The sequence below is a fragment of the Acinetobacter sp. genome, assembly GCF_039596015.1.
GTDB lineage: Bacteria > Pseudomonadota > Gammaproteobacteria > Pseudomonadales > Moraxellaceae > Acinetobacter.
Window position 1 is genome coordinate 182,004 of record NZ_JBCNKN010000005.1, and the last position, 22,167, is coordinate 204,170.

Here is a 22,167-nt window from a genome sequence, read left to right on the forward strand (position 1 = left end):
TTAAAATAGTCGATTATTTATTGTTGGATGAATAGATGCGGATTGCCTTTGCTTTATAGGTGCATAGTAAAGTAAAATTATCCAGCATTGCATGCCGATTTAGGCTTGATTGTATGAGAAACCGAATGACCCATTTTATTTTCGTTACTGGTGGTGTTGTATCATCACTAGGTAAAGGTATTTCAGCTGCTTCAGTTGCTGCACTTTTAGAAGCCCGTGGTTTGAAAGTGACCATGGTCAAAATGGATCCATATATTAATGTCGATCCAGGTACAATGAGCCCATTCCAACATGGTGAAGTCTTTGTCACTGAAGATGGTGCCGAAACAGACTTGGATTTAGGGTATTACGAACGCTTCTTGCGTCTTGCAAAAATGACCAAACTCAACAACTTTACGAGTGGTCGTGTATATCAAGACGTATTAAATAAAGAACGTCGTGGTGACTATCTTGGTGGAACCGTTCAGGTTATTCCACATATTACCGACAACATTAAAGAACGTGTACTTCGTGCAGGCGAAGGTTATGACGTTGCGATTGTCGAAATTGGCGGAACAGTGGGTGATATTGAATCACTTCCATTTATGGAATCAGTACGCCAACTTTTAGTTGAACTTGGTCATAAACGTAGCATGTTAATGCATTTGACCTTGTTGCCGTATATCAAATCTGCTGGCGAATTAAAAACTAAACCAACACAACATTCTGTAAAAGAATTACTTTCTATCGGGATTCAGCCTGATATTTTAATCTGTCGTACAGAACACGATGTTGATGCAGATACAAAACGTAAAATCGCATTGTTTACTAACGTTGAAGCACGTGCGGTTGTTGTTTGCCAAGATGCGAAAACAATTTACGAAATTCCACGTAAATTCTATGAACAAAATGTTGATGATTTAATTTGCGAACGTTTTGGTTTTAATGATTTACCAGAAGCGGATTTGTCAGATTGGGATCAAGTGTGTGAAGCACTTTCAAATCCTGAATATACCGTTCGCGTTGCGATGGTGGGTAAATACGTAGAATTGCCAGATGCGTATAAATCTGTAAACGAAGCACTGGGTCATGCAGGTATTCAAAACCGCGTTAAAGTTCAAATTGACTATGTCGATGCAGAACAGCTTGAATCAATTGATGTTCATGAAACATTAAAAGATGCAGACGCAATTTTGGTTCCGGGTGGTTTTGGTGAACGTGGTACTGAAGGCAAAATGAAAGCAATTCAGTATGCCCGTGAAAATGAAATTCCATTCTTGGGAATTTGTTTGGGTATGCAGCTTGCTGTGATTGAATATGCGCGTCATGTGGCGGGTATTCCTGAAGCAACTTCGACAGAATTTAACCGCTCTACAAAATATCCATTGATTGGTTTGATTACTGAATGGTTAGATGAGCGTGGTGAATTACAACAGCGTAGTGTTGAGTCTGATTTAGGTGGAACGATGCGTTTAGGTGCACAAAAATCTGAATTGGTTGAAGGCACAAAAACACGTGAAATGTATGGTAAAGCTGAGATTACCGAACGCCATCGCCATCGCTATGAAATGAATGATCGTTTTATTGCACCAATTGAAGCAGCAGGAATGAAAATTTCTGGTTATTCAACAGCTCAACATTTGGTTGAAACAGTTGAAATCCCTGCGCATCCTTGGTTTATTGCGGTACAGTTCCATCCAGAATTTACAAGTTCACCACGTGATGGTCACCCATTATTTGCAGGCTTTATCGATGCTGCAAAAAAACAGTATCAAAAAGCAAAATAATGGCGAAACGCAATTTAGGATAGTTTAAATGTCACAATTAAAACCACAGGAAATTGTACGTTTAGGCGATATACAAATGGCAAATCATTTGCCATTTGTACTATTCGGCGGCATGAATGTACTTGAGTCAAAAGATTTAGCTTTTGAAATTGCAGAAAGTTATATCGAAATTTGTAAGCGTTTAGACATTCCTTATGTCTTTAAAGCAAGCTTTGATAAGGCAAACCGTTCTAGCCTTCACTCTTTTCGCGGACCAGGTCTGGAAAAAGGGGTAGAGTGGCTCGCTGAGATCAAGAAAAAACTGAATGTACCGATTATTACAGACGTACATGAGCCATACCAAGCGGCAACTGTTGCTGAGGTTGCAGATATTATTCAGCTTCCTGCTTTCCTTAGTCGTCAAACAGACTTGGTTGAAGCAATGGCGAAAACTGATGCCATTATCAATATTAAAAAAGCACAATTCCTTTCACCACGTGAAATGAGCCATATCCTGAATAAATGTCTTGAAGCAGGAAATGACAAACTTATTTTGTGTGAGCGTGGTTCAGCATTTGGTTACAATAACCTTGTGGTGGATATGCTTGGTTTTGACACCATGAAAGAAATGAATGTACCTGTCTTTTTTGATGTCACACACGCATTACAAACCCCAGGTGGACGTGCTGATTCGGCAGGTGGACGCCGTGCGCAAATCACAACATTGGCACGTGCTGGTATGGCAACAGGTTTAGCAGGTCTATTCCTTGAAGCACATCCAAACCCTGATGTAGCAAAATGTGATGGGCCGTGTGCATTACGTCTATCTCAACTAGAACCATTCTTGGCACAGATCAAAGAATTGGACACGTTGGTTAAAGGATTTAAACAATTAGACACACACTGATGCACAGAATAGCATCAGATTATTAATTAACAGAGGAATAGTTCATGAGCCAAATCGTTGACATTCGTGCGCGCGAAATTTTGGACTCTCGTGGTAACCCAACCATCGAAGCAGATGTCATTTTAGAGTCAGGTGTTGTTGGTCGTGCAAACGCACCATCGGGCGCTTCAACAGGTTCACGTGAAGCGCTTGAGTTGCGTGATGGTGACAAATCTCGTTATCTTGGCAAAGGTGTACGTAATGCTGTGCAAAACGTAAATCAGGATATTCGTGAATTGTTAAAAGGTCAGAATGTTTTTGAGCAAAAAGCGCTTGATGACAAAATGATTGCGCTTGATGCGACTGAAAACAAAGCGAAACTTGGCGCGAATGCAACTTTGGCTGTTTCTCTTGCTGCTGCACGTGCGGCTTCAATGGAACAAAAACTTCCTTTGTTCCAATACATTGCGAACTTACGTGGGCAAGAAACTTTGTCTATGCCTGTTCCAATGATGAATATTTTAAACGGTGGTGCACACGCAGATAACACTGTTGATATTCAGGAATTTATGATTGAGCCTGTTGGTTTTACTTCTTTTGCAGAAAGTTTACGTGCGGGCGCTGAAATTTTCCATGCTTTAAAATCTGTTTTGAAGAAACAAGGTTTAAACACGGCTGTTGGTGATGAAGGTGGTTTTGCACCAAACCTTCGTTCTAACGAAGAAGCAATCACGGTTATTTTACAAGCGATTGAGCAAACAGGTTATAAAGCTGGCTCAGACATTATGTTGGCTTTAGACTGTGCATCTTCAGAATTCTATCAAAATGGTCAGTACATTCTTGCAGGCGAAGGCAATAAGTCATTCACAAGCAATCAGTTTGCCGACTATTTGGCTGGACTTGTTAAACAATATCCGATTATTTCAATCGAAGACGGTTTAGATGAGTCTGACTGGGATGGCTGGAGCTATTTAACTTCAATTTTGGGTGACAAGATTCAATTGGTTGGTGATGATTTATTCGTAACCAATCCAAAAATCTTACAACGTGGTATTGATCAACACGTTGCAAACTCGATTTTGATTAAATATAACCAAATCGGAACATTGACTGAAACTCTAGATGCAATTTACCTGGCGAAAGCCAATGGTTATAGCACTGTAATTTCACATCGTTCAGGCGAAACTGAAGATTCAACGATTGCAGACCTAGCAGTAGGTACAGCAGCAGGACAAATCAAAACAGGTTCATTGTGCCGTTCTGACCGTGTTTCAAAATACAACCAATTGCTTCGTATTGAAGAATTAACACATGCAGTTTACCGTGGTAAAGCTGAATTTAAAGGCTTGAACTAATCTTTATGTTGACCTATTTGAAAGAAGTATTTGATTCTTTTTCAAGTCGTGTCATTTTGGGGCTTGCGATCATTTTGGTCGTAGGCTTCCAATATATGTTCTGGTATGGCGAGGGTGGTTATTATGACCATCAGCGTTTAATGCAACAGATCCAGCAACAAGATGACGTGAATAATGAATTAAAAGAGCGTAACCGTATTTTGGGTGCGGAAGTTTATGATTTGAAAAATGGTGCAGAAGCTATCGAAGAACATGCCCGTTTAGATTTAGGTTTAATTAAGCCTCATGAAACTTTTGTGCAAATGAGCACTATCAGTACACAATATCAATCTACTTATGTAGAACCGAATAATCAAAAAGATTTAAGTAATAATGAAGATGAAGACAGTCCTGACTTCCACTAAACTTTGGGCAATTATTCCCGCTGCTGGTTCAGGACGTCGTTTCTCTCAAACTGAATTAAAACAATATCAGACCATTCTCAATAAAACTGTGCTTGAGCATAGTGTTGCCCGACTCAATCAATTGCCTCTACAGGGTTATGTATTGGCGATTAGTCCTGATGATGATCTTGCAAAAAAATTAGCGCTTTCACACCCTGAAAGGACACATTTTTGTCATGGCGGGGTAGAGCGTGTAGATTCTGTTTTCAATGCCTTACAGTATCTGCTGTCAGTTGCCGATGAACAGGACTATGTATTGGTACATGATGCGGCACGTCCATGTGTTGCAAAAGAAAGCCTTGAAACATTGGTCGAATATGCGGTGATACATCAGACCAGTGCAATTTTAGCGACCCCTGTACGAGATACCTTAAAAAAAGTTGGTGGGCAAAAAGCAATTCAACACACGGTAGACCGTGAAGGTTTATGGCAGGCGCAGACCCCTCAAATTGCCCAAATTGGTGTATTAAAGCAAGCCATTGAACAGGCTTTGGCTGCACGGGCGACCATTACCGATGAAGCCAGTGCATTAGAGTTTATTGGACAATCTGTTGCTGTTGTGATGGGGCGTTCAGATAATATAAAAATTACTTACTCTGAAGATTTAACTTTGGCAAAGCTCATTTTGACTGCCCAGATGGCAGATTAACATTATCTTCATTCCATGCCTGATAGAAGTGATCTGGGCTGATCATACAGGTCATGGGTGTCAAAATGCTAATCGTAGAGTTGATATGTCCCCACAAAACGGTCGCAATATTTATGCGGCTGTGTTTGAAGTAACGAGACTGTTAAAATTGCTTTTTGGAAATTAAACGTATATTTGCAGGCAGTTTCATTGTTAATAATTTCATTTTTTTGATCTTGATTACGATAGGCTAAAAATGAAATCATTTGTTTTGCCTTGCTATTATTGGGATTACGATAAGCAGTGCCTTCGATTTTAATCCGATTTTGGTCTAGTTGATGAACTTGTAAATGGACTTGTGGCTGAGCAATTTGACCTTGTTGGTATTTAATAAAATGTTGTGTCAGACTTTGATTAAGTGAACCATAGGTGTTTAGGTCTTCGTTGCGGGCATCGAACTGTTGTGCGATACAGCGCTTGGTTTTGCATTGTTCAACGCGCTTTTGCCAGAGTAACTGGGTGTCCTGAATCAGTCGTGTTGGCGCATTGGTCGTCATGTTGGTTGTAAAAAGCAGTTGCTTGAGCTGTTTATGCAAGGTAAGCGTATCTGCTTGGCAAAGTAAATGCTGATGCGTTGTGTATGGACAATCGGGGGGACGTGCATGACTGGGTATGCAACATAGTAATATGCTAAGCCCGATAACAGACTGGCATGTTTTATTGAGATTGAGCTCAAACTTCAAAGACATGATCGCGTATACTTTTACAATATAATGCTAGCGTTACTATAGCGAATCCATCACGGCAAACACAAGATATTCAGTGTGATTTATAGAGAGATCAATGCATGGTTAAAATGAGAATTGGACAAGGAATGGATGTGCATGCCTTTGAAGAAGGCGATTTTGTGACTTTAGCGGGTGTCCGTATACCGCATAGTCATGGTTTAAAAGCACATTCAGACGGTGATGTTGTTCTACATGCCCTATGCGATGCACTACTCGGAGCGTTGGCTTTGGGTGATATTGGACAGCATTTTCCAGATACCGATCCTGATTTTAAAGGTGCAGATAGCCGTGAGTTGCTACGCCATGTTTATCAATTGATTTTAGCCCAAGGCTATTCATTAAATAATGCTGATATTACAGTTGCCTGTGAAAGACCAAAGCTTGCAAAATATAATCTTGAAATGCGCCAGAGTATTGCCAATGTATTGGCTGTAGAGGTCGATCAAATTAGCGTAAAAGCCACGACAACAGAAAAATTAGGGTTTACAGGTCGCCAAGAAGGGATTCTGGCGACAGCAACCGTTCTGTTAAGTTGTGATGCTTAAATAAATTGATTGGTTTGCATCAAGGATTGTTGTAGCTCTTGCGTTGCACGACGCCCTTGTAATTGCAATGCGACATTATGAATCAGTCCAGTCCATGTATCATTCGGTGTCCAGATTTGATGCATGAGATCTTGGGCTGATGGTAAATCGATATCCATATAATATTGACGATATAAATACATTAAGGCACTCACGCGATAATTTTTTGCGCAGTGCAGCCACACGGTATGTTCTTCTGTTAAGCAATTTAACATATCCAAAACCAACATGGCTTGTTCTGGGTCGGGTAGTTCCCAGTGAATTGGAAGCTGAATATAGTTCAGTCCAAGCTCAAGGCAAATTTTGTCCTCATTGGGGAGGGCATTGCTGGCATCGGTTAGCGCAATATTAATAATGGTATTAACACCATAAGCCTTAATTTGTTGAAGTTGTTTTGCCGTAGGCTGACCTGAAGTTAACAGGTGCTGATGAATAAATTGAAAGTTTAAGGTCTTGCTGAGCGCTTGTTCTAAAGTGTTCATAATACGACTTTTATAAAAAACGCCATCAAATGATGGCGTATAAAATATAAATTAACGGTGAGGTAATACATCCTGAAGAGCTTCATGCATTTCTAAAAGCACTTTTTCAGTTGTGTCCCAGTCTATACAACCATCAGTGACAGATTTACCGTACTCTAAATCACATAAATTTTCAGGAATATCCTGACGTCCACCCTTGAGATGACTTTCAACCATCAACCCAACAATAGACTTGTTTCCTTCTAAAATTTGTTCAGTGACATTTTTAAGTACAAGCGGTTGTAGGTATGGGTCTTTATTTGAATTGGCATGGCTTGCATCAATCATGATTTTGTTGCTGACTTTTGCTTTTGCCAATGCTTGTTCTGCTTCTGCAACAGAGGTTGCATCGTAGTTTGGTTTTCCGTTGCCACCACGAAGTACAACGTGTGCATACGGGTTACCACTGGTACGAATCACGGAAACTTGACCTTCATCGCTTAATCCAAGGAAGCTGTGTCCATGTTGAACTGCTTGCATGGCATTGGTTGCAACGGTTAAACCACCATCTGTACCATTTTTAAAGCCGACAGGAGAGGATAAACCTGATGACATTTCGCGGTGTGTTTGGCTTTCTGTGGTACGTGCGCCAATTGCAGACCAAGAAATCAAGTCTTGTAAATATTGTGGTGAGTTCGGGTCAAGTGCTTCAGTCGCACATGGCAAACCTTTTTCATTTAGTTCTAAAAGAAGTTTACGACCAAGGCGTAACCCTTTTTCAATGTTGAATGAATCATTCATGTCAGGGTCATTAATTAGACCTTTCCAACCAACTGTCGTACGTGGTTTTTCAAAATACACACGCATAACAATGTATAGAGTATCTTTTATTTTTTCACTTAATGCTTTTAGGCGGTCCGCATATTCATGTGCAGCTTTAGGATCGTGAATAGAACATGGTCCAATGACAACAAATAAACGTTTATCTTCCCCATCTAAAATTTTACGAATGGTTTCACGACCGGTAAGAACAGATTGATATGCATTTTCAGATAAAGGAAGCTCAGCTTTTAATTGTGCTGGCGTGACCAAAGGTTGAATGCTTTGAATATTGATGTCATCAATATCTGTAGAGGTAATAGAATGGGACTGTAAAGTATTCATTGCCGTCACTGATAAAAAAATACAATTGCTGGGTATAATCTGAATATAACATGCTTTCAGACGTGAAGGGATCATCTTAGCTAGAATTCATGCAATATGAAATCTTTATTAGACTAATGTCATTTCTTCGATGAATCCGCTGCATGTTGCGGTTGTACCAACATCGCTGTTTCGGATGTTGGCTTTGGTTTTTCTTTGGATGGATTCACAATGAAGTTGATCCCCAACAAGAAAAGGGTAATACCTAAAATTTTACGAATCATTTTTTCAGGCATTTTGGAGCTAATGAGTGTTCCGACAATAATGGATGGGATTGATCCAACCAATAAATAGGCCAATAAATGAAAATCTACATTTCCCGAACTCATATGCGCCATGCCTGCAACAAAGGTGAGAAGCACGGCATGGGCAACGTCTGATCCGATGATGCGAATCATTGGAAGGTTAGGGAAAAGTAAAATTAGCGCCATAACACCAAATGCACCCGCACCCACAGAAGACAGTGTCACAAAGATGCCCAGCACAATCCCCATGATGATGATATATGCCACACGTTTAGGGGTAAAAGACAGTGCTTCACCATCTGCATGTTGTTTGCGGAAACGGTTAAAGAACTTCTCGATGTGTACCCTGAAAATAATCGAAATCCCTGTAAGTGTGAGCATCGCCCCTAAAACAGTGGTTAAAACTTTTTTATATTCAGTCGATTGGCTGAGGTAATTTTCTAATACCCAGTGTGTCGCAAATGAGGCGGGTAGACTGCCAACAGCTAGCCATAACACAAGTGGCCAAACCACATTGAGTTTCTTTGCATGAACCAATGAGCCACAGAATTTAGAAATCGAGGCATAGATGAGGTCTGTTCCGATGGCGATATGCGGTTCTATCTTGAATAAGCTAATTAAAATGGGTGTCATTAATGAACCACCACCAACACCCGTGATTCCAACACAAAAACCGACAAGCATACCTGCAAGTATAAACTGGATCGCATCAAACATTTTTATATGCCATTATTCAAAATCATGCATATGTTATGGCTTTTTATGAAAAAATGTAGTCATAAAAAATGATTTACTTATTCAAAAATCGAAAAAGCAAATAACTCTTATTTACCTTTATTCGATGTTAATGGGTTCACTGACAAAATGAATAAAAATAAAATCGGACTGGCAAAGACCCAAAAACTAATGAACCCAATCGAAACGTGATATTGCTGACTTAATAGTACGGTCGCAAGAAGATAAAAGCCGCAGGCAAACAGACGACAAAGTTGTGGTCGATGACTAAGAAAATGGAGAGGGAGATAACTCCACTGCATTTTTTTCTTGTTGCTTGCGAGGTAACAACAAAAGAATGTTAAAAAAATGCAGATAAGGCTGATGATCATCATGGTATTTCTCTTTGTTGTTGTATTTTTTTGATCATTCGTTGTTTTGCATGTTCTTGAATGGGCTTAATTTTAAAATAAATAAAAACAGCAAGTGCTGCAAATCCCCAGACAAATAAGTCGAAGTTGAGGTAATACAGATAATCCTGCCAGTGGTGAATCCAGTGTTGTTGGAACAGCGTGAAGATATTAAGCAGAGGTAAACATACCGCTAAAACAATAAACACGGCCAATTGGCTCTGCCAAAGTATTTTTTTAGGCGTAAATAAAGCACATATCAAACTTAAGAACCATGCGATAAAGAAACAGGGAATTTCAAGGTTTATTTGATGGCTCAGCGTCCATAAACGGTTACTGTAAAAATATGCGAGTACAGCAATAGGCAACCCAACACAGGTATTGATATTAAGGCGGTCAACCATGTAATGGCCAAAATGAAATTGCTGTTGTTTATTTTGTAATTGTCTTTTTAGGCTCCACAACAACATGCCCGAGGCAATCATCAAACAGCCGAATAGCCCACTTAAAAATAAAGCAAAACGTAATATGGGTTGGGCAAATGGCGCCATGTGTAAGCCGTAGATGCCTGCATATAAAGAAGAAACAGCAGTATTACGGCGTGTATTTTGAATGATTTTTCCTGTTACTCCCGATAAAACCAGTTGCGGACTATTTAGGGTAATGCTGTGGTCTTGCTTTTGCTTAATGATAATTTGTGCAGCACGGGTATTGGGTTGTTTTACATTTACGGTGCTAATTTCAGGTTGTCCTGCCCATTGTTTATTTAAAATGGATTGAATTTGAGGAAATGTGAGCATGGCAGCAGATGGATTTGAACTGTCGGGATGCTGGGTTGGGGTTTCGGCAATTTCTTGGAAAAACTGCTGGGTATTTTCAGAGTAATTGTGTTTTAAGCCATAAGGGAGATATATGTAGAAAAAAATCGCAAGCCCTGTAAACGTAATGGTTAAGAAAAAGGGCAGTGCAATAACAGAGACCACATTATGAAAATCTAGCCATGAGCGTTGTGATTTAAAAGTACGCAATGTAAAAAAATCAGTAAAGATTTTTTTATGCGTGATGATGCCTGAAATGAGCGCAATTAGCATAAAAAAGGCGGCAAAACTGGTGATGATGCGTCCCCACATGACAGGAACCGCATAGAGCTGAAAGTGAAAATTATAAAAGAAATCACCGCCCTGAGTTGTTAAACTGACCTCCTGACCCGAACGATAATCTATGTTTTTAAAGACATAACGATGGTCTGCTGCCTGCCAGTAGATACGGTTAAAAGGTTGCTCTGTGCTTGCGACATTGATCTGCCAGTTTTGGGCATCAGGTGCATTTTTTTGTAAATAAGACCATGCTGATGCGAAAGCATGTTGTTGCGAAATGCTTGCTTGATGCCATTGAGGTTGCATCCATTGACTGATTTGACTTCGATAATAAGAAAGTGTTCCGAAGAGGAAAATGGTAAAGATTAACCAACCCAGAAGTAAGCCAGCCCATGAGTGTAACCATGCCATCGATTGGCGGATTGATTTATGCATGATTTAACCTATTGCTTGGTAAATGGCAAACAGGAATAAGCCGAATACAACACTATAAGTACTTAATTTTTTTAATGAAGGGATACAGAAACCAATGATAAAAAATGTAAGATAAAACAGAATCGCAATGATAGCGGCAAGGTAAACCGCATCTGCTTTTTGTAGCCAGTATTGCAAGGTAATGGACAAATTAACCGTAAGTAATGATGTACAAGCGTATCCGATGACGAGGATCAGAACTAAGCGATACAGTACTGCCAAGCGATAGGGAAACATAGCACTCACCTTTATAAAATATAAATGAAAATGATTATCAATATAATTAACTATTGTGAGTTTGGATGCAAGATGAAAAATGAGCATGAATTATTGAAATGAGGGGAGTGATAGATTGTGAATTTCTAGGGGCGCTATGTATTGGTGTTTGCGAACAAAGGCGAAAGACAGTTTATAAAATTGAATGTTGCAGGAGGAAATGAAAGTGTTGGGGGGAAGTTTTATGCACGGCTTTGCATAGGAGTAGGTTTCTTATTTGATTTAATTATTTTAACTCATGATGACTTGGCTATTTTAATAAATCATGGGATGGAGCATTTTAAAGTGAAAATAAAAAAGGCCTCCGTGTCAGAGGCCTAAAGGGTGATGATTCAAAACATGCTTTTAGAGTGCGACTCCGCCTGTTCCAAAAGCTTCACTATGAATATTTTGTTGTGGAATTCCACGTTGAAGTAGTGACTGATGTTGTTGCTTCATAAATGGCATTGGGCCACACAAGTAGTAATCAGCGTCTTTTGGCAACCATTGCTCATCAATCGAGCTTAGATCAAGACGACCTTGAACGTCATAATCTTGTCCAGCGACATCTTGAGCATTGACATGTTCATAGGCAACTAAAGTTTTTAGTTGGTCATTTTCCTGACGAAGTGCCTGAATGTGTGCTTTCATTGCATGAACAGGAGCGCCACGTACAGCATGGATAAAATGAACAGGTGGTTGTGTATCGCCTTGGGCTGATTGTTGCTCACCCAATAATTGATTAAGCATTGAAACCATTGGTGTGAGTCCAACACCCGCACTAATCAGAACATTGGTTCGTGCTGGATTAATCAGGAAGAAGTTACCTGTTGGTGCTGAAAGTTCAATTTCTGATTTTTCAGATAATTGATGTAGTGTATTTGACACATAACCCGGTTTTTGATCTTGTTCTTTTGGACCTTCACGTTTAACCGAGATACGGAAATAATCTTTTGATGGGCTATCAGACAATGAATATTGGCGTGGTTGTTTTAAGCCAAGTTCTGGTACAAATACACGTACACTCACGTATTGACCCGGTTGATACGTTGGAAGAGCGCCACCATCTTTAGGAACAAGATAGAAAGAGGTGATCTCATCACTTTCTTGTACTTTTTTATCAATGATGAATGTTCTCCAGCCTAACCAGCTGCCTTCGGTTTGTTCATGTTCGGTGTAAAGTGCTTTTTCTGCACCAATTAAAATATCAGCCAATTGACCATACGCCGCAGCCCATGCAGCGATCAGCTCACTTTCCATTGGAACATTTAAAACTTCACTAATCGAGTGGAGTAAATTTTCACCAACGATACTATAGTCTGGTGCTTGAATATTTAAGCTGACATGTTTATGGCTGATGAGTTCAATCGCAGAAGCCAAAACACTTGGGTTATCAATATTTTCCGCATAAGCCAAAACTGCACCCGCCAATGCTTTTGCCTGAGCACCACTACGCTGATGTCCTAAATTGAATGTTTCTTTTAATTCAGGATTATTGGTCAGCATACGGTTGTAGAAATATCCTGTTAAAGCAACGCCATTTTCACGAAGAACGGGAATAGTGGCTTTAATGAGTTCTTTTTGTTGCTGGCTTAACATGGCGACGCACTCTTTGGTTTTATAAGATATATTTAAAATACATCTTTATTAAAATAAACGTCAATAGTGATTCGTCGAATTATTAAAAAATATTTTTAAACTATTGTTTTTAAAATAAATAAAAGGGTGCATCTTGTAGCGGATCACCCCAGTATTTTTAGTATTTAAATCTGATTGAAATACTATAGTTTGCAGGAGCACCATAGTAGGCCTGTGAGTTTTGGAAGTTAAATAAGTATTTTTTATTGCCGATGTTATTGCCATTGAGCTGAACAGAAAAATGATCGTTGATGTCATAATTGGCCATTACATTCACCAATGCAAAATCGTTTTGTTGTATTCGTGTGTTGGCATCAGAATTATACTGGCTTACATGGTCTTGCCACTGTAATCCAACACCTAATTTAAGCGCTGGTATGCGTGGGATGTTATATGTCATCAATAGATTGAGCATCTGACTTGGGGTATAGGTTCGGGCATGACCGCCATTTTTCATATCTTTTAAACTAAAATTGGTGTAACCAAAAGATGCATTGAGGTGAGGTGTGAGTTGTCCCGCTAGGCTGGCTTCAATGCCTTGAGAACGTAAATTACTAATCTCGGTGATGCGGGTGATAATATCAGTAGATCTGAGTGGATAATTGTTTTCATCGGTTCTAAATATCGCCAGTGAACCTGTCAGTTTGTCATCTAACCATGTACTTTTAATACCGATTTCATAACTTTTACCGTCAATTGGATCTGCAATTCCTGTTGCTGTTTTTAATGTTTGCGGTCTAAAAATAGAGGTATAGCTTGCATAGGCCGTGTATTCAGGTGAAATGTTATAGGTGAGTCCGACATAAGGTGTTAATTTTGAAGTGTTATATTCGGCTTTGCTGCCATAATTATAGCCCTTGCTTTTAGCCTGAATATAATTGAGCCCAAGTAATAATTTGAGGTCATCGGTGATATGTAATCGTGTTGCGCCGTAAATCGATTGTACTTTTTGGTCAATATTTGAAGAATTATCCTGTGATGGCGTTGAATAGTCCCAAGTCGGTTGGTTGGGTGTCCAACTTGCTTGATCTGTCGTATAGGCATTTGGAAATATTCCAGGATAAGACGTTTCTTTGGTTTTAGCCGATGCCCAGCTATATCCGATCAGCGCTTCATGCTTTTGCCCAAATAAAGGAAATGTTCCCTGAAAATTTACATTTGCCTGTTTTTGCGTATACGTACCATCAAAGGCAGACGGCCAGAGTAAAATACCAGAGGTACTGTCATTGCCGTTTGGCAAACCATTAAGATAGAGAAGTTTGGATCGGGCTTTTGATTCTTTGTGATTCAGGATAAGTTTAGCTTTCCAATCTCCCCAGAGTTTTTGAGTAAGTTCTGCAAGGCTCGAATTTACCGTATTGTTCCAATACGTCCAGTCAGGGCTATAATTATAATTCCGAGGGTAACTTAGCTGCTGGCCTGCCTGATTTAATAAGGGTAGAGCACCCCAATTCACCCCATTCGACAATGTCTTTTCCTGACTTGTTCCTAGCGTTAACAGGGTGCTATCGGTTAAATCTGCATCTAAAATGGCGGCAAGAGCATTTTTTTCTTGTGAATAGTGGTCTAAATAAGAATTTCCTGTTTGTTCAAAACCAATAATCCGACCACGAACATGACCTTCTTGGGTTAAAGGGCCTGAAACATCTGCTTCATATCGCTGCGTATCCCACGAACCATAACTAACCGCTCCATTTGCCTGAAACTGTGGGGTGGGGCGTTTACGAATCATATTGATTGTCGCCGCAGGATCACCAAAAGCATTGATGAGCGCATCGGCACCTTTAATGGTTTCTACCCGATCATATAAAAACATATCGGGGTTGGTGTTTTGATAGTTAAAACCTTCTGTCGGGAAACCAATCCCATCAACCAGCACATTTGAAATTTCAAAACCACGTGCCATGTAGGTTGTGCGTTCAGTTTCCTGATTTGCAACATAGATCCCCGCTGTGTTTCGTAACGCATCACGTGTATTGGTGATATGAAAATCATCGAGTTGCTGTCGGGTTACTACATTGACAGTCTGGGGTGTTTCTTTGGTGTCGATATTAAGTTGTGTTGCACTCCTACTTTTTTTGATGATATAGGTATTTCGTGAGTCATTCGTTGCTTCAGACTCTGCAGTAACGGTAATGGTTGGTAAAATCGGATCATTGTTGTCTGTTGCATAGGCAAGGGGAATGCCCATCATGCTAAGAACAGTCGCTGAAAGCGTGGAGAAAGCGTAACGCATAGTAATTCCTTTTATTGAATACTAATAAAAATAATTATCATTATCTATTAAAATTAATTTTAGTCATCATATGATTTGATAGTTAAAACAGATAAAATAGTGGTGAAAATAATATTTAATCGATTAGTAGAATGTTATTTGTTTTTAAATAAGGTCAATATTTTTTTATAGTTGCGATTTAAAGCTTAAAAGTCATGGTTTGCTCTATTGAGCCAATGTCAAAGGTTAGTAGGGGGAGATTTGTGATTTAATCTTTAGGATTTATTCAAAGCAAAGTGTTTGGAAAGAAAGTTTGTTCAGGATGAATTCTGATTTATCATACAAGGCAAATGTATTCAGTCAGTACAGGATAAGCTTTTGCAAAATCGTAAATTAAAAATAGGTATAGTTGTTGGTGAAGTTTCAGGCGATACCTTGGGTGTTGAGTTAATGCAACGCTTTCGCGATTTGGGCATAGATGCTGAATTTGAGGGTATCGGTGGCCCGCAAATGATTGCGGCTGGGTTTCATAGCCTGTATCCGATGGAAACGTTGGCTGTAATGGGAATTGTTGAAGTTTTAAAAGATTTAAAACAATTGTTTGCGGTTCGAAATGGCCTGATTGAACGCTGGCAGAAAGCCCCTGTGGATGTGTTTATTGGGATTGATGCACCCGATTTTAACTTGAGAGTGTCTAAAAAAATAAAAGAACAACATTTGCCGATAAAAACTGTGCAATATGTGAGTCCTTCGGTGTGGGCATGGCGACAAAATCGGGTTTATGGCATTAAGCGTAGCATTGATTTGGTGATGTGTTTATTTCCTTTTGAGAAAGCCTTTTATCAAAAATATCAGGTTCCTGCGATTTTTGTCGGGCATCCATTGGCGAAACAATTGCCATTGCAACAACAAACACAACAGGCAAGGGCAGCGTTAAATTTAAATGCAGATGGAAAGTACATTGCATTGTTGCCAGGAAGTCGCCGTGGCGAGGTCGAACGTCTTGCCCCTTTGGTGTTTTCAGCAGGGCAAATTTTGGCACAAAAACATCCACAATATCAGTTTTTAGTCCCTGCAATTAATGAGCAACGTAAACAACAAATTTCTCATATTTTGCAAGGCTACCCACAGGAATTTCGGGATAGGGTTCAACTTTTGGAAAACCATTATACCGAGTCCAAAGTTGGGCGCATGGTGATGGAAGCCAGTGATATTGTGGCATTGGCTTCGGGAACAGCCACTTTAGAGGCTATGCTTTTGCACCGTCCAATGGTGACGTTTTATAAATTGCATTGGCTGACTTATCGTATTGCCAAATTATTGGTCAAAATTCCTTATTTTTCATTGCCGAATATTATTGCGGGTAAAAAAGTTATTGAAGAATTGGTACAAGATCAGGCAACACCCCAGCGTTTGGCTACGGAAATTGAAAAATTGATGGATGTAGAGCGCGCGCAGATTCAGGTGATGCAGCATTTATCGATGCATAAACAATTGATTTCAGGAGATACGCAAGACCCTGCGAAAGCAATTTTAGCATTGCTTGAGTCATCTCCTGAACATTCCCACTCTTGATGGGGATGTGGTTTATTCAGTACGAATAATAATTTGATAGCCTGTGTATTTACGGATATTGATTACACCCGTATCCATGATCAGATATTGCCCCTTAATGCCGTGTAGTTTTCCACGAATGGTTGGGGTTTTATCTAAATTATGTGATTTTATTTTTTCAGGATATTGCTCGACAGGGTAGATAAATTCACGCATATTTTCCTGATCTAGTAATTCGATACCTTCAGAAAACTGGAGGTTTTGACTGAATTCATCACGAATTTTCTGAATTTTGGGTGCAAATTCTTCTAAAAGTTGCTCACGAACATCCACCAGATTCAGTGGTTCAGCTTCGCCTTTGAGCAGTTTTCGCCAGTCGGTTTTATCTGCAACTTGTTCACCAAACATGGTTTCCAAATGCCCAGACAAACGCCGTGAACCGACTTTCATAATCGGTAACGCCTGTGTTGCACCTTGATCAAGCCAGCGTGTTGGCATTTGTCCTAAACGGGTAATGCCAACTTTAAGCGCGCTAGAGTTTGCCAGATAAACAATATGTGGCTGAAAACAAACACTTTGTGCAAAGCTTTCTTCACGACACGTACCAAGATGATAATGACAGGTTTCAGGTTTCATGATGCACATGTCACATGAAGCTTTGGTTTTAAAGCATTTAAAACAATGCCCTTGTGAATAGGATTTTGGGGTTTTTGCACCACACGAAACGCAATAGATTTGACCTGTCCATTCAATTTCAATTTCTTGACCTAAACTGAACGGCAATTCAACTTTTGATTCATCTAAAATAAATTGGTACTCAACATTTGCCTTTTGGGTATTGTGTTCAGTTACACTACTATTGGCTAAACTGGCATGCATTTTATGGCAGATGCCTTGTAATTCCATATAGAATTTCTCTCTTACAATTTTAAAGGTGTAGTTTTATGGCTGAACACAATGTCATTACTTCAATGCTAGACGATTTATGTCAGGAGCAGCCGATTCAAACTGCATTATGTATTGGTCAAGACCTTGCGCAATACGACTCAGCGCAAACCATTCAATGGCAACATTTTAACGTATCTGAACTGCTAAGTCTGCCTTTTACACAGCGTTATGATTTGGCAGTGGTTTTACTCGATTTACCAGAAATTGCGACATTATCAGAACAGCAAAAGTCCCAGTTTTTGGTGAAATTACGCGATTTATTGGCAAAACGCTTGGTGGTTGTTTGTTTGCAAGCAGATATGAAACTTATGAGAGCGTTAGGGTTTACACAAATGTTAGACCAGTCGCAGCCCGATGGTTCGGTGACGCTTTGGCAATTTAATATTTTAACCTACAAACATGTGCCAGACTGGTTTAACTCTAAGTTTTGGGCGAACCCTGAAAATTGGAATAAATTTAGATGGTAAAAGGTTGAAACGCTACGAAATAGAAACATTTCTGCTGATTTTTATATAAAAATTTTGCATATGCTGTAATGACAACAGATAGAGAGATTCAATATGTCCGATTTAGCAAAATTAGTCGAGCAACTTGCGACACAGGCACTTTCTGGTCAACAACAAAGCGGTCAAGGCGGATTAGGTGGTATTCTCGGTGGGGTATTGGGGCAATTGGGCGGACAATCCCAAGAATCAAATGCTGCTGGCGGCGGAATTTTAGGTTCTGTTTTGGGACAATTAACTGGGAACAGTGAAAACGGCAACCAGTCTTCACTTTTAGTGGCTGTCATTCCATTGGTATTAAACTGGATTCAGCAACAAGGTGGTTTAAGTTCTGCACTAGATCAATTACGTAGTGCAGGTTTAGCAGATCATGTTCAAAGCTGGATTGACCCGAACCAGACGAATCAGAACAATGTTGCGGTAGAACAAGTTCAATCTTTATTTAATGATCAAGACATTGAAAATGTTGCAGCACAAACGCAAAGTCAACCTCAGGATGTCTATGCAGCCATTACCAAGGTGATTCCTCAAGTGATTGATAGCTTAACACCAAAAGGCGAGCAGACCGATGGTGAGGCTGCAAATACGGATATTCAAAATGTTTTGAATCTTGCCTCGAACTTTTTTAAATAAGTGAAAAAATACCTGATCAATTGATCAGGTATTTTTTTGTTGCTGAGTGGTGGACGAAACACCACAGAAATTAAAGTGCAGCTTTAATTTTTTCTGCATTGGCTTTAATTTTTTCAACATCACCCATTTCTGCTGCGTGTTGACGCATTTTATGGATTGAGCTTGGAACTAAGTGAAAGTGTACATGCGGCACGGTTTGACCCGCAGCTTCACCTGAAAGCTGCATCAGAACAATCCCTTTTGCATCGAGTGCTGTTTCAATTGCTCGCGCAACTTTTTGTACAATTTGAATGGTATAAGCTGCATCCTCAGCAGGAAGGTCAAGCAATGTGATTGCTTTTGCTTTTGGAATGACCAAAGTATGACCTTCTGCCTGTGGCATGATGTCCATAAATGCAAGAACGCGATCATCCTCATATACTTTTATAGCAGGAATTTCACCGCGTAAAATTTTTGCAAAAATATTCTGATCATCGTATGCCATATTTAAATCCTTAAAATTAAACTTATTTACAGTTTAATTCTTTCTGACGAGCCTTGATTTGGTCAAGACGTTGTTGCTCTTTATCTGAAAATTTTGGTTTCGTTGTGAAGCAGTTTTGGTTGCCATATTTGGCTTTTGCTGCTGCATCACTAAAACAATAACCTTTTGCTGCATAGATGAGATTATAGTCATCTTCAAGTTTTTGGCACTCTGCTGATGCTGCAAAAGCAGTTGAAACGCCCATAAAACTGATGGTGCTTGCAAATATCATGGTTAGAAATTTTTTCATGTTTTCCCTCATGTGTAACATGATGTGTAAGTACACGGTTTCTAATATGGCTATTGTCTAGTGAAAATGCAATGTTTAAAACTTACTCAATTGTAATTTTACTCCACGATTCGTACATTTTTGCGACCGTTGAGAAGTCACTATTGTCTTCGGCAACGCCATTGGCTGCTTGAACTAAACTTTGTGAGAGGGCAATGACAGGCGCAGCAAGTTTGGCTTCACGCACTAAATCCAGTGCAATTCCTGTGTCTTTGGCAAGTAAAGGTAATGCAAAAGTCAGTGGGAAACGACGGTTAAAAACTCGGTTGGGTAAAATATTACTGGTCACGGTGCTCTGACCGCTTGAAGCATTAATACATTCAAAAGCTTCGGCTAAGTTTACACCATGTGCTTTTAAGGTAGTTGCACCTTCGCAAGCTGCGCATAGATGAACAGCCATGAGCATATTATTGACGGCTTTCACGGCAAAGCCTGCACCTGATTCACCTACATGTTTGATTAATTTACCTATAGCATTCATTGCGGGTAATGCACGTTCAAACGCTTGAGCATTTCCTCCGACCATGATGGTCAGTGTTGCATTTTCAGCACCGATGGTTTGACCACTGACAGGTGCATCCAGATAATCGATATGTTGTTGTTTAAGTTGAGCCGCCAGTTTCTTTGCGCTTTCAGGAACGCCACTGGTACAGTCAATCCAGATACTACCTTGTTTGAGTTCGACACTGGCAATCAGTTTTTCAACATCTGCACTGGTGGGTAAACAGGAAAAAATAAGGTCTGCCTGAACGGCTTCTTGTAAAGTAACAGCTTGTGTTCCATAGGTTTGAGCATGTTGCTGTGCTTTTTCGGCTGTTCTGTTCCAGACAAACACCTGCTGGAAATGTTTAGGTAAATGTGCTGCCATACGATAGCCCATAGCGCCTAAACCAAGAAAAGCGACAGAAAGCGAGTTCATAATAAAATTCCTTATTTCATCAAATTGTTCAGTGTTGATTTCTTCGCCAACTTGACACAGGACGATATCAAGATCAAGGCTTGCTTGTGCGAAAAAATATGATTGAAATTGATTTAAATTTGTTGATGTTATCGCCGTTTTAGTCGATCAGGTCATCCATAAATGAATGATCAACAAACCCTATGTGAGTAGAAAGCATTTATTGTGCCATCAGAAAAAAATTATTGGATAAATAACAAACATTCATTCATCTAAATGGAGATAAAAAATGATCTTATATTCTAGGTTTTGCGTTATTGTTATCATTATTTTTCATAAGCTTATCTTTATTTATGACAAGCTAAAGATGAATGCTATAAGTTGTTTAAGGATTAGACATTCATTGCAGCTTATCGCTTGACCTAAACGGTTGTAGACGCTCAAAATGTTGTCAATTCTTTGTTTACAAGATTTGAGACAATTATGAGCCAACAAGATGATACTCAATACCAATTAGATACATTGGCGGTACGTGCAGGGCATACCCGTACTTTTGAAGGTGAGCATGATGAACCTATTTTCCTCACTTCTTCGTTTGTTTACAAAAGTGCAGAAGAAGCAGCCAATAAATTTCAGGGCAAAGAACCTGGAAATATCTATTCACGTTTTACCAATCCAACCGTTGCCATGTTTGAAAAACGTCTTGCAGCCTTGGAAGGGGCAGAACGTGCGGTTGCGACAGGTTCAGGCATGGGCGCAATTTTAGCCGTTGCTATGGCTTATTTAAAAGCTGGCGACCATGTGATTTGTTCACGTGACGTATTTGGTTCAACTGTTGGTTTATTTGAGCGTTATATTGCAAAATTTGGTGTTGTAGTTGATTTTGTTGATTTAACTGATTTGGCAGCATGGAAAGCAGCATTACGTCCAGAAACCAAACTTTTATTTATCGAATCACCATCTAACCCACTTGCGGTAATTGCGGATATTCCTGCTTTGGCGGAAATTGCGCATAGTAACAATGCCTTGTTGGCAGTCGATAACACTTTATGTACCCCAGTTTTACAAAAACCATTACAACTTGGTGCAGATCTGGTGATCTATTCAGCAACCAAATATATTGATGGTCAAGGCCGTACTCTAGGTGGTGCTGTTGTTGGTGGGCATCAACTTTTAGAAGATGTGTTTGGTGTGGTTCGTACACTTGGCCCATCAATGAGCCCATTTAATGCGTGGGTTTTCTTAAAAGGTTTGGAAACTCTGCGTTTAAGAATGAATGCACATTCACAAAATGCGCAAGCTTTGGCTGAATGGTTAAGTGCACATGATAAAGTTGAGCAGGTTTATTATGCTGGCTTGCCAACACATGTGGGACATGAACTTGCGAAAAAACAACAGTCAGGTTTTGGCGGTATTGTATCGTTCGAAGTCAAAGGTGGGCGTGAAGCAGCTTGGAAAGTGATTGATAGTACCCAATTTATTTCAATTACAGGTAACTTGGGCGATGCAAAATCGACCATTACCCATCCAGCAACCACGACACATGGCAAATTATCACCAGAAGCGAAAGAAGCAGCGGGAATTCGTGAAGGATTAATTCGTGTTTCTGTTGGTCTGGAGGATATCCATGATATTATCGCAGACCTTTCACGCGGACTTGATCTGATTTAATTTTTGG

At 39.7% G+C, this 22,167-nt stretch carries 23 protein-coding genes; 11 read left to right on the plus strand and 12 right to left on the minus strand.

The genetic code is table 11. The features are described 5' to 3' along the window. Positions 1-125 precede the first annotated feature (125 nt). Genes ABDV70_RS07510 through ispD form a run of 5 tightly spaced genes read left to right on the plus strand, consistent with a single transcriptional unit; the run spans position 126 to position 5,078 of the window. The gene (locus ABDV70_RS07510; protein WP_343596708.1) at positions 126-1,766 is read left to right on the plus strand and encodes a CTP synthase; all 1,641 of its coding nucleotides are present in this window, start codon (positions 126-128) and stop codon (positions 1,764-1,766) included. A gap of 28 nt (positions 1,767-1,794) precedes the next feature. Next, a complete protein-coding gene (gene kdsA, locus ABDV70_RS07515) occupies positions 1,795-2,652 on the plus strand; it encodes a 3-deoxy-8-phosphooctulonate synthase (RefSeq protein WP_343596710.1) in 858 nt (285 codons plus the stop codon). A 44-nt stretch (positions 2,653-2,696) separates the two neighbouring features. Next, entirely contained in the window at positions 2,697-3,986 is a 1,290-nt protein-coding gene (eno, locus tag ABDV70_RS07520) for a phosphopyruvate hydratase (protein WP_343596712.1), read from the plus strand. A 5-nt stretch (positions 3,987-3,991) separates the two neighbouring features. Beyond that, positions 3,992-4,390 (plus strand): cell division protein FtsB, encoded by a 399-nt coding sequence (gene ftsB, locus ABDV70_RS07525; protein ID WP_343596713.1) that lies wholly within the window; start codon positions 3,992-3,994, stop codon positions 4,388-4,390. Then, positions 4,359-5,078 (plus strand): 2-C-methyl-D-erythritol 4-phosphate cytidylyltransferase, encoded by a 720-nt coding sequence (gene ispD, locus ABDV70_RS07530; RefSeq protein WP_343596714.1) that lies wholly within the window; start codon positions 4,359-4,361, stop codon positions 5,076-5,078. The genes ftsB and ispD overlap by 32 nt, the downstream gene beginning before the upstream one ends. Positions 5,079-5,146: 68 nt before the next feature. On the opposite strand, the gene ABDV70_RS07535 is transcribed toward ispD, so the two are convergent. Next, positions 5,147-5,806: a hypothetical protein gene (locus tag ABDV70_RS07535; protein WP_343596715.1), complete on the minus strand. Its 660-nt coding sequence runs from the start codon at positions 5,804-5,806 to the stop codon at positions 5,147-5,149. Positions 5,807-5,904: 98 nt separating this feature from the next. On the opposite strand from ABDV70_RS07535, the gene ispF reads away from it, so the two are divergent. Next, positions 5,905-6,390: a 2-C-methyl-D-erythritol 2,4-cyclodiphosphate synthase gene (gene ispF, locus ABDV70_RS07540; protein ID WP_343596716.1), complete on the plus strand. Its 486-nt coding sequence runs from the start codon at positions 5,905-5,907 to the stop codon at positions 6,388-6,390. On the opposite strand, the gene ABDV70_RS07545 is transcribed toward ispF, so the two are convergent. From ABDV70_RS07545 to ABDV70_RS07565, 5 genes are all read right to left on the minus strand, one after another. Beyond that, the gene (locus tag ABDV70_RS07545) at positions 6,387-6,911 is read right to left on the minus strand and encodes a protein tyrosine phosphatase family protein (protein WP_343596717.1); all 525 of its coding nucleotides are present in this window, start codon (positions 6,909-6,911) and stop codon (positions 6,387-6,389) included. The genes ispF and ABDV70_RS07545 overlap by 4 nt on opposite strands. Before the next feature lie 51 nt (positions 6,912-6,962). Next, positions 6,963-8,054, minus strand: coding sequence for a 3-deoxy-7-phosphoheptulonate synthase (locus ABDV70_RS07550; RefSeq protein ID WP_343596719.1), 1,092 nt, complete (start codon positions 8,052-8,054; stop codon positions 6,963-6,965). 119 nt (positions 8,055-8,173) lie between these two features. Then, positions 8,174-9,055 (minus strand): sulfite exporter TauE/SafE family protein, encoded by an 882-nt coding sequence (locus ABDV70_RS07555; protein WP_343596721.1) that lies wholly within the window; start codon positions 9,053-9,055, stop codon positions 8,174-8,176. Positions 9,056-9,443: 388 nt separating this feature from the next. Continuing rightward, a complete protein-coding gene (locus ABDV70_RS07560) occupies positions 9,444-10,994 on the minus strand; it encodes a PepSY-associated TM helix domain-containing protein (RefSeq protein ID WP_343596722.1) in 1,551 nt (516 codons plus the stop codon). A gap of 3 nt (positions 10,995-10,997) precedes the next feature. Further along, complete coding sequence (locus ABDV70_RS07565) at positions 10,998-11,270, minus strand: hypothetical protein (RefSeq protein WP_343596723.1); 273 nt, start codon at positions 11,268-11,270, stop codon at positions 10,998-11,000. 144 nt (positions 11,271-11,414) lie between these two features. Between ABDV70_RS07565 and ABDV70_RS07570 the strand changes: the two genes are divergently transcribed. Continuing rightward, positions 11,415-11,630 carry a hypothetical protein gene (locus ABDV70_RS07570; protein ID WP_343596724.1) on the plus strand — a complete coding sequence of 72 codons (216 nt, stop codon included), beginning with the start codon at positions 11,415-11,417 and terminating at the stop codon, positions 11,628-11,630. A gap of 24 nt (positions 11,631-11,654) precedes the next feature. Here ABDV70_RS07570 and hmpA read toward each other — a convergent pair whose 3' ends face one another. Together hmpA and ABDV70_RS07580 are read right to left on the minus strand one after the other, a co-directional pair. Beyond that, positions 11,655-12,887 carry an NO-inducible flavohemoprotein gene (gene hmpA, locus ABDV70_RS07575; RefSeq protein ID WP_343596725.1) on the minus strand — a complete coding sequence of 411 codons (1,233 nt, stop codon included), beginning with the start codon at positions 12,885-12,887 and terminating at the stop codon, positions 11,655-11,657. Positions 12,888-13,044: 157 nt separating this feature from the next. Continuing rightward, positions 13,045-15,162, minus strand: a complete 2,118-nt coding sequence (locus tag ABDV70_RS07580) for a TonB-dependent siderophore receptor (protein WP_343596726.1) — start codon at positions 15,160-15,162, stop codon at positions 13,045-13,047. A gap of 357 nt (positions 15,163-15,519) precedes the next feature. On the opposite strand from ABDV70_RS07580, the gene lpxB reads away from it, so the two are divergent. Continuing rightward, on the plus strand, positions 15,520-16,716 hold the full coding sequence (gene lpxB, locus ABDV70_RS07585; RefSeq protein WP_343596727.1) for a lipid-A-disaccharide synthase: 1,197 nt from the start codon (positions 15,520-15,522) through the stop codon (positions 16,714-16,716). A gap of 12 nt (positions 16,717-16,728) precedes the next feature. On the opposite strand, the gene ABDV70_RS07590 is transcribed toward lpxB, so the two are convergent. Further along, the gene (locus ABDV70_RS07590) at positions 16,729-17,601 is read right to left on the minus strand and encodes a DUF2797 domain-containing protein (RefSeq protein ID WP_343596728.1); all 873 of its coding nucleotides are present in this window, start codon (positions 17,599-17,601) and stop codon (positions 16,729-16,731) included. A gap of 38 nt (positions 17,602-17,639) precedes the next feature. On the opposite strand from ABDV70_RS07590, the gene ABDV70_RS07595 reads away from it, so the two are divergent. Next, positions 17,640-18,110 (plus strand): DUF6231 family protein, encoded by a 471-nt coding sequence (locus tag ABDV70_RS07595; protein ID WP_343596729.1) that lies wholly within the window; start codon positions 17,640-17,642, stop codon positions 18,108-18,110. Positions 18,111-18,203: 93 nt separating this feature from the next. Continuing rightward, complete coding sequence (locus tag ABDV70_RS07600; RefSeq protein ID WP_343596730.1) at positions 18,204-18,779, plus strand: YidB family protein; 576 nt, start codon at positions 18,204-18,206, stop codon at positions 18,777-18,779. Positions 18,780-18,849: 70 nt separating this feature from the next. On the opposite strand, the gene ABDV70_RS07605 is transcribed toward ABDV70_RS07600, so the two are convergent. From ABDV70_RS07605 to ABDV70_RS07615, 3 genes are all read right to left on the minus strand, one after another. Beyond that, the gene (locus tag ABDV70_RS07605; protein ID WP_343596732.1) at positions 18,850-19,263 is read right to left on the minus strand and encodes an HIT family protein; all 414 of its coding nucleotides are present in this window, start codon (positions 19,261-19,263) and stop codon (positions 18,850-18,852) included. A 22-nt stretch (positions 19,264-19,285) separates the two neighbouring features. Beyond that, the gene (locus ABDV70_RS07610; protein ID WP_343596774.1) at positions 19,286-19,534 is read right to left on the minus strand and encodes a YARHG domain-containing protein; all 249 of its coding nucleotides are present in this window, start codon (positions 19,532-19,534) and stop codon (positions 19,286-19,288) included. A 100-nt stretch (positions 19,535-19,634) separates the two neighbouring features. After that, positions 19,635-20,510 carry an NAD(P)-dependent oxidoreductase gene (locus tag ABDV70_RS07615; protein WP_343596734.1) on the minus strand — a complete coding sequence of 292 codons (876 nt, stop codon included), beginning with the start codon at positions 20,508-20,510 and terminating at the stop codon, positions 19,635-19,637. A gap of 462 nt (positions 20,511-20,972) precedes the next feature. On the opposite strand from ABDV70_RS07615, the gene ABDV70_RS07620 reads away from it, so the two are divergent. Then, positions 20,973-22,160, plus strand: coding sequence for an O-succinylhomoserine sulfhydrylase (locus ABDV70_RS07620; RefSeq protein ID WP_343596736.1), 1,188 nt, complete (start codon positions 20,973-20,975; stop codon positions 22,158-22,160). Positions 22,161-22,167 lie beyond the last annotated feature (7 nt).

Bases quoted from the DNA above. Each gene is read 5' to 3' on its own strand.
- ABDV70_RS07545 (WP_343596717.1), bottom strand. From the start codon at position 6,911: ATGAACACTTTAGAACAAGCGCTCAGCAAGACCTTAAACTTTCAATTT.
- ispD (WP_343596714.1), top strand. From the start codon at position 4,359: ATGAAGATGAAGACAGTCCTGACTTCCACTAAACTTTGGGCAATTATT.
- hmpA (WP_343596725.1), bottom strand. From the start codon at position 12,887: ATGTTAAGCCAGCAACAAAAAGAACTCATTAAAGCCACTATTCCCGTT.
- ABDV70_RS07550 (WP_343596719.1), bottom strand. From the start codon at position 8,054: ATGAATACTTTACAGTCCCATTCTATTACCTCTACAGATATTGATGAC.
- ABDV70_RS07535 (WP_343596715.1), bottom strand. From the start codon at position 5,806: ATGTCTTTGAAGTTTGAGCTCAATCTCAATAAAACATGCCAGTCTGTT.
- ftsB (WP_343596713.1), top strand. From the start codon at position 3,992: ATGTTGACCTATTTGAAAGAAGTATTTGATTCTTTTTCAAGTCGTGTC.
- ABDV70_RS07595 (WP_343596729.1), top strand. From the start codon at position 17,640: ATGGCTGAACACAATGTCATTACTTCAATGCTAGACGATTTATGTCAG.
- ABDV70_RS07620 (WP_343596736.1), top strand. From the start codon at position 20,973: ATGAGCCAACAAGATGATACTCAATACCAATTAGATACATTGGCGGTA.
- ABDV70_RS07600 (WP_343596730.1), top strand. From the start codon at position 18,204: ATGTCCGATTTAGCAAAATTAGTCGAGCAACTTGCGACACAGGCACTT.
- ABDV70_RS07615 (WP_343596734.1), bottom strand. From the start codon at position 20,510: ATGAACTCGCTTTCTGTCGCTTTTCTTGGTTTAGGCGCTATGGGCTAT.
- eno (WP_343596712.1), top strand. From the start codon at position 2,697: ATGAGCCAAATCGTTGACATTCGTGCGCGCGAAATTTTGGACTCTCGT.
- kdsA (WP_343596710.1), top strand. From the start codon at position 1,795: ATGTCACAATTAAAACCACAGGAAATTGTACGTTTAGGCGATATACAA.
- ABDV70_RS07580 (WP_343596726.1), bottom strand. From the start codon at position 15,162: ATGCGTTACGCTTTCTCCACGCTTTCAGCGACTGTTCTTAGCATGATG.
- ABDV70_RS07590 (WP_343596728.1), bottom strand. From the start codon at position 17,601: ATGGAATTACAAGGCATCTGCCATAAAATGCATGCCAGTTTAGCCAAT.
- ABDV70_RS07605 (WP_343596732.1), bottom strand. From the start codon at position 19,263: ATGGCATACGATGATCAGAATATTTTTGCAAAAATTTTACGCGGTGAA.
- ABDV70_RS07560 (WP_343596722.1), bottom strand. From the start codon at position 10,994: ATGCATAAATCAATCCGCCAATCGATGGCATGGTTACACTCATGGGCT.
- ABDV70_RS07510 (WP_343596708.1), top strand. From the start codon at position 126: ATGACCCATTTTATTTTCGTTACTGGTGGTGTTGTATCATCACTAGGT.
- ispF (WP_343596716.1), top strand. From the start codon at position 5,905: ATGGTTAAAATGAGAATTGGACAAGGAATGGATGTGCATGCCTTTGAA.
- ABDV70_RS07610 (WP_343596774.1), bottom strand. From the start codon at position 19,534: ATGATATTTGCAAGCACCATCAGTTTTATGGGCGTTTCAACTGCTTTT.
- ABDV70_RS07555 (WP_343596721.1), bottom strand. From the start codon at position 9,055: ATGTTTGATGCGATCCAGTTTATACTTGCAGGTATGCTTGTCGGTTTT.
- ABDV70_RS07565 (WP_343596723.1), bottom strand. From the start codon at position 11,270: ATGTTTCCCTATCGCTTGGCAGTACTGTATCGCTTAGTTCTGATCCTC.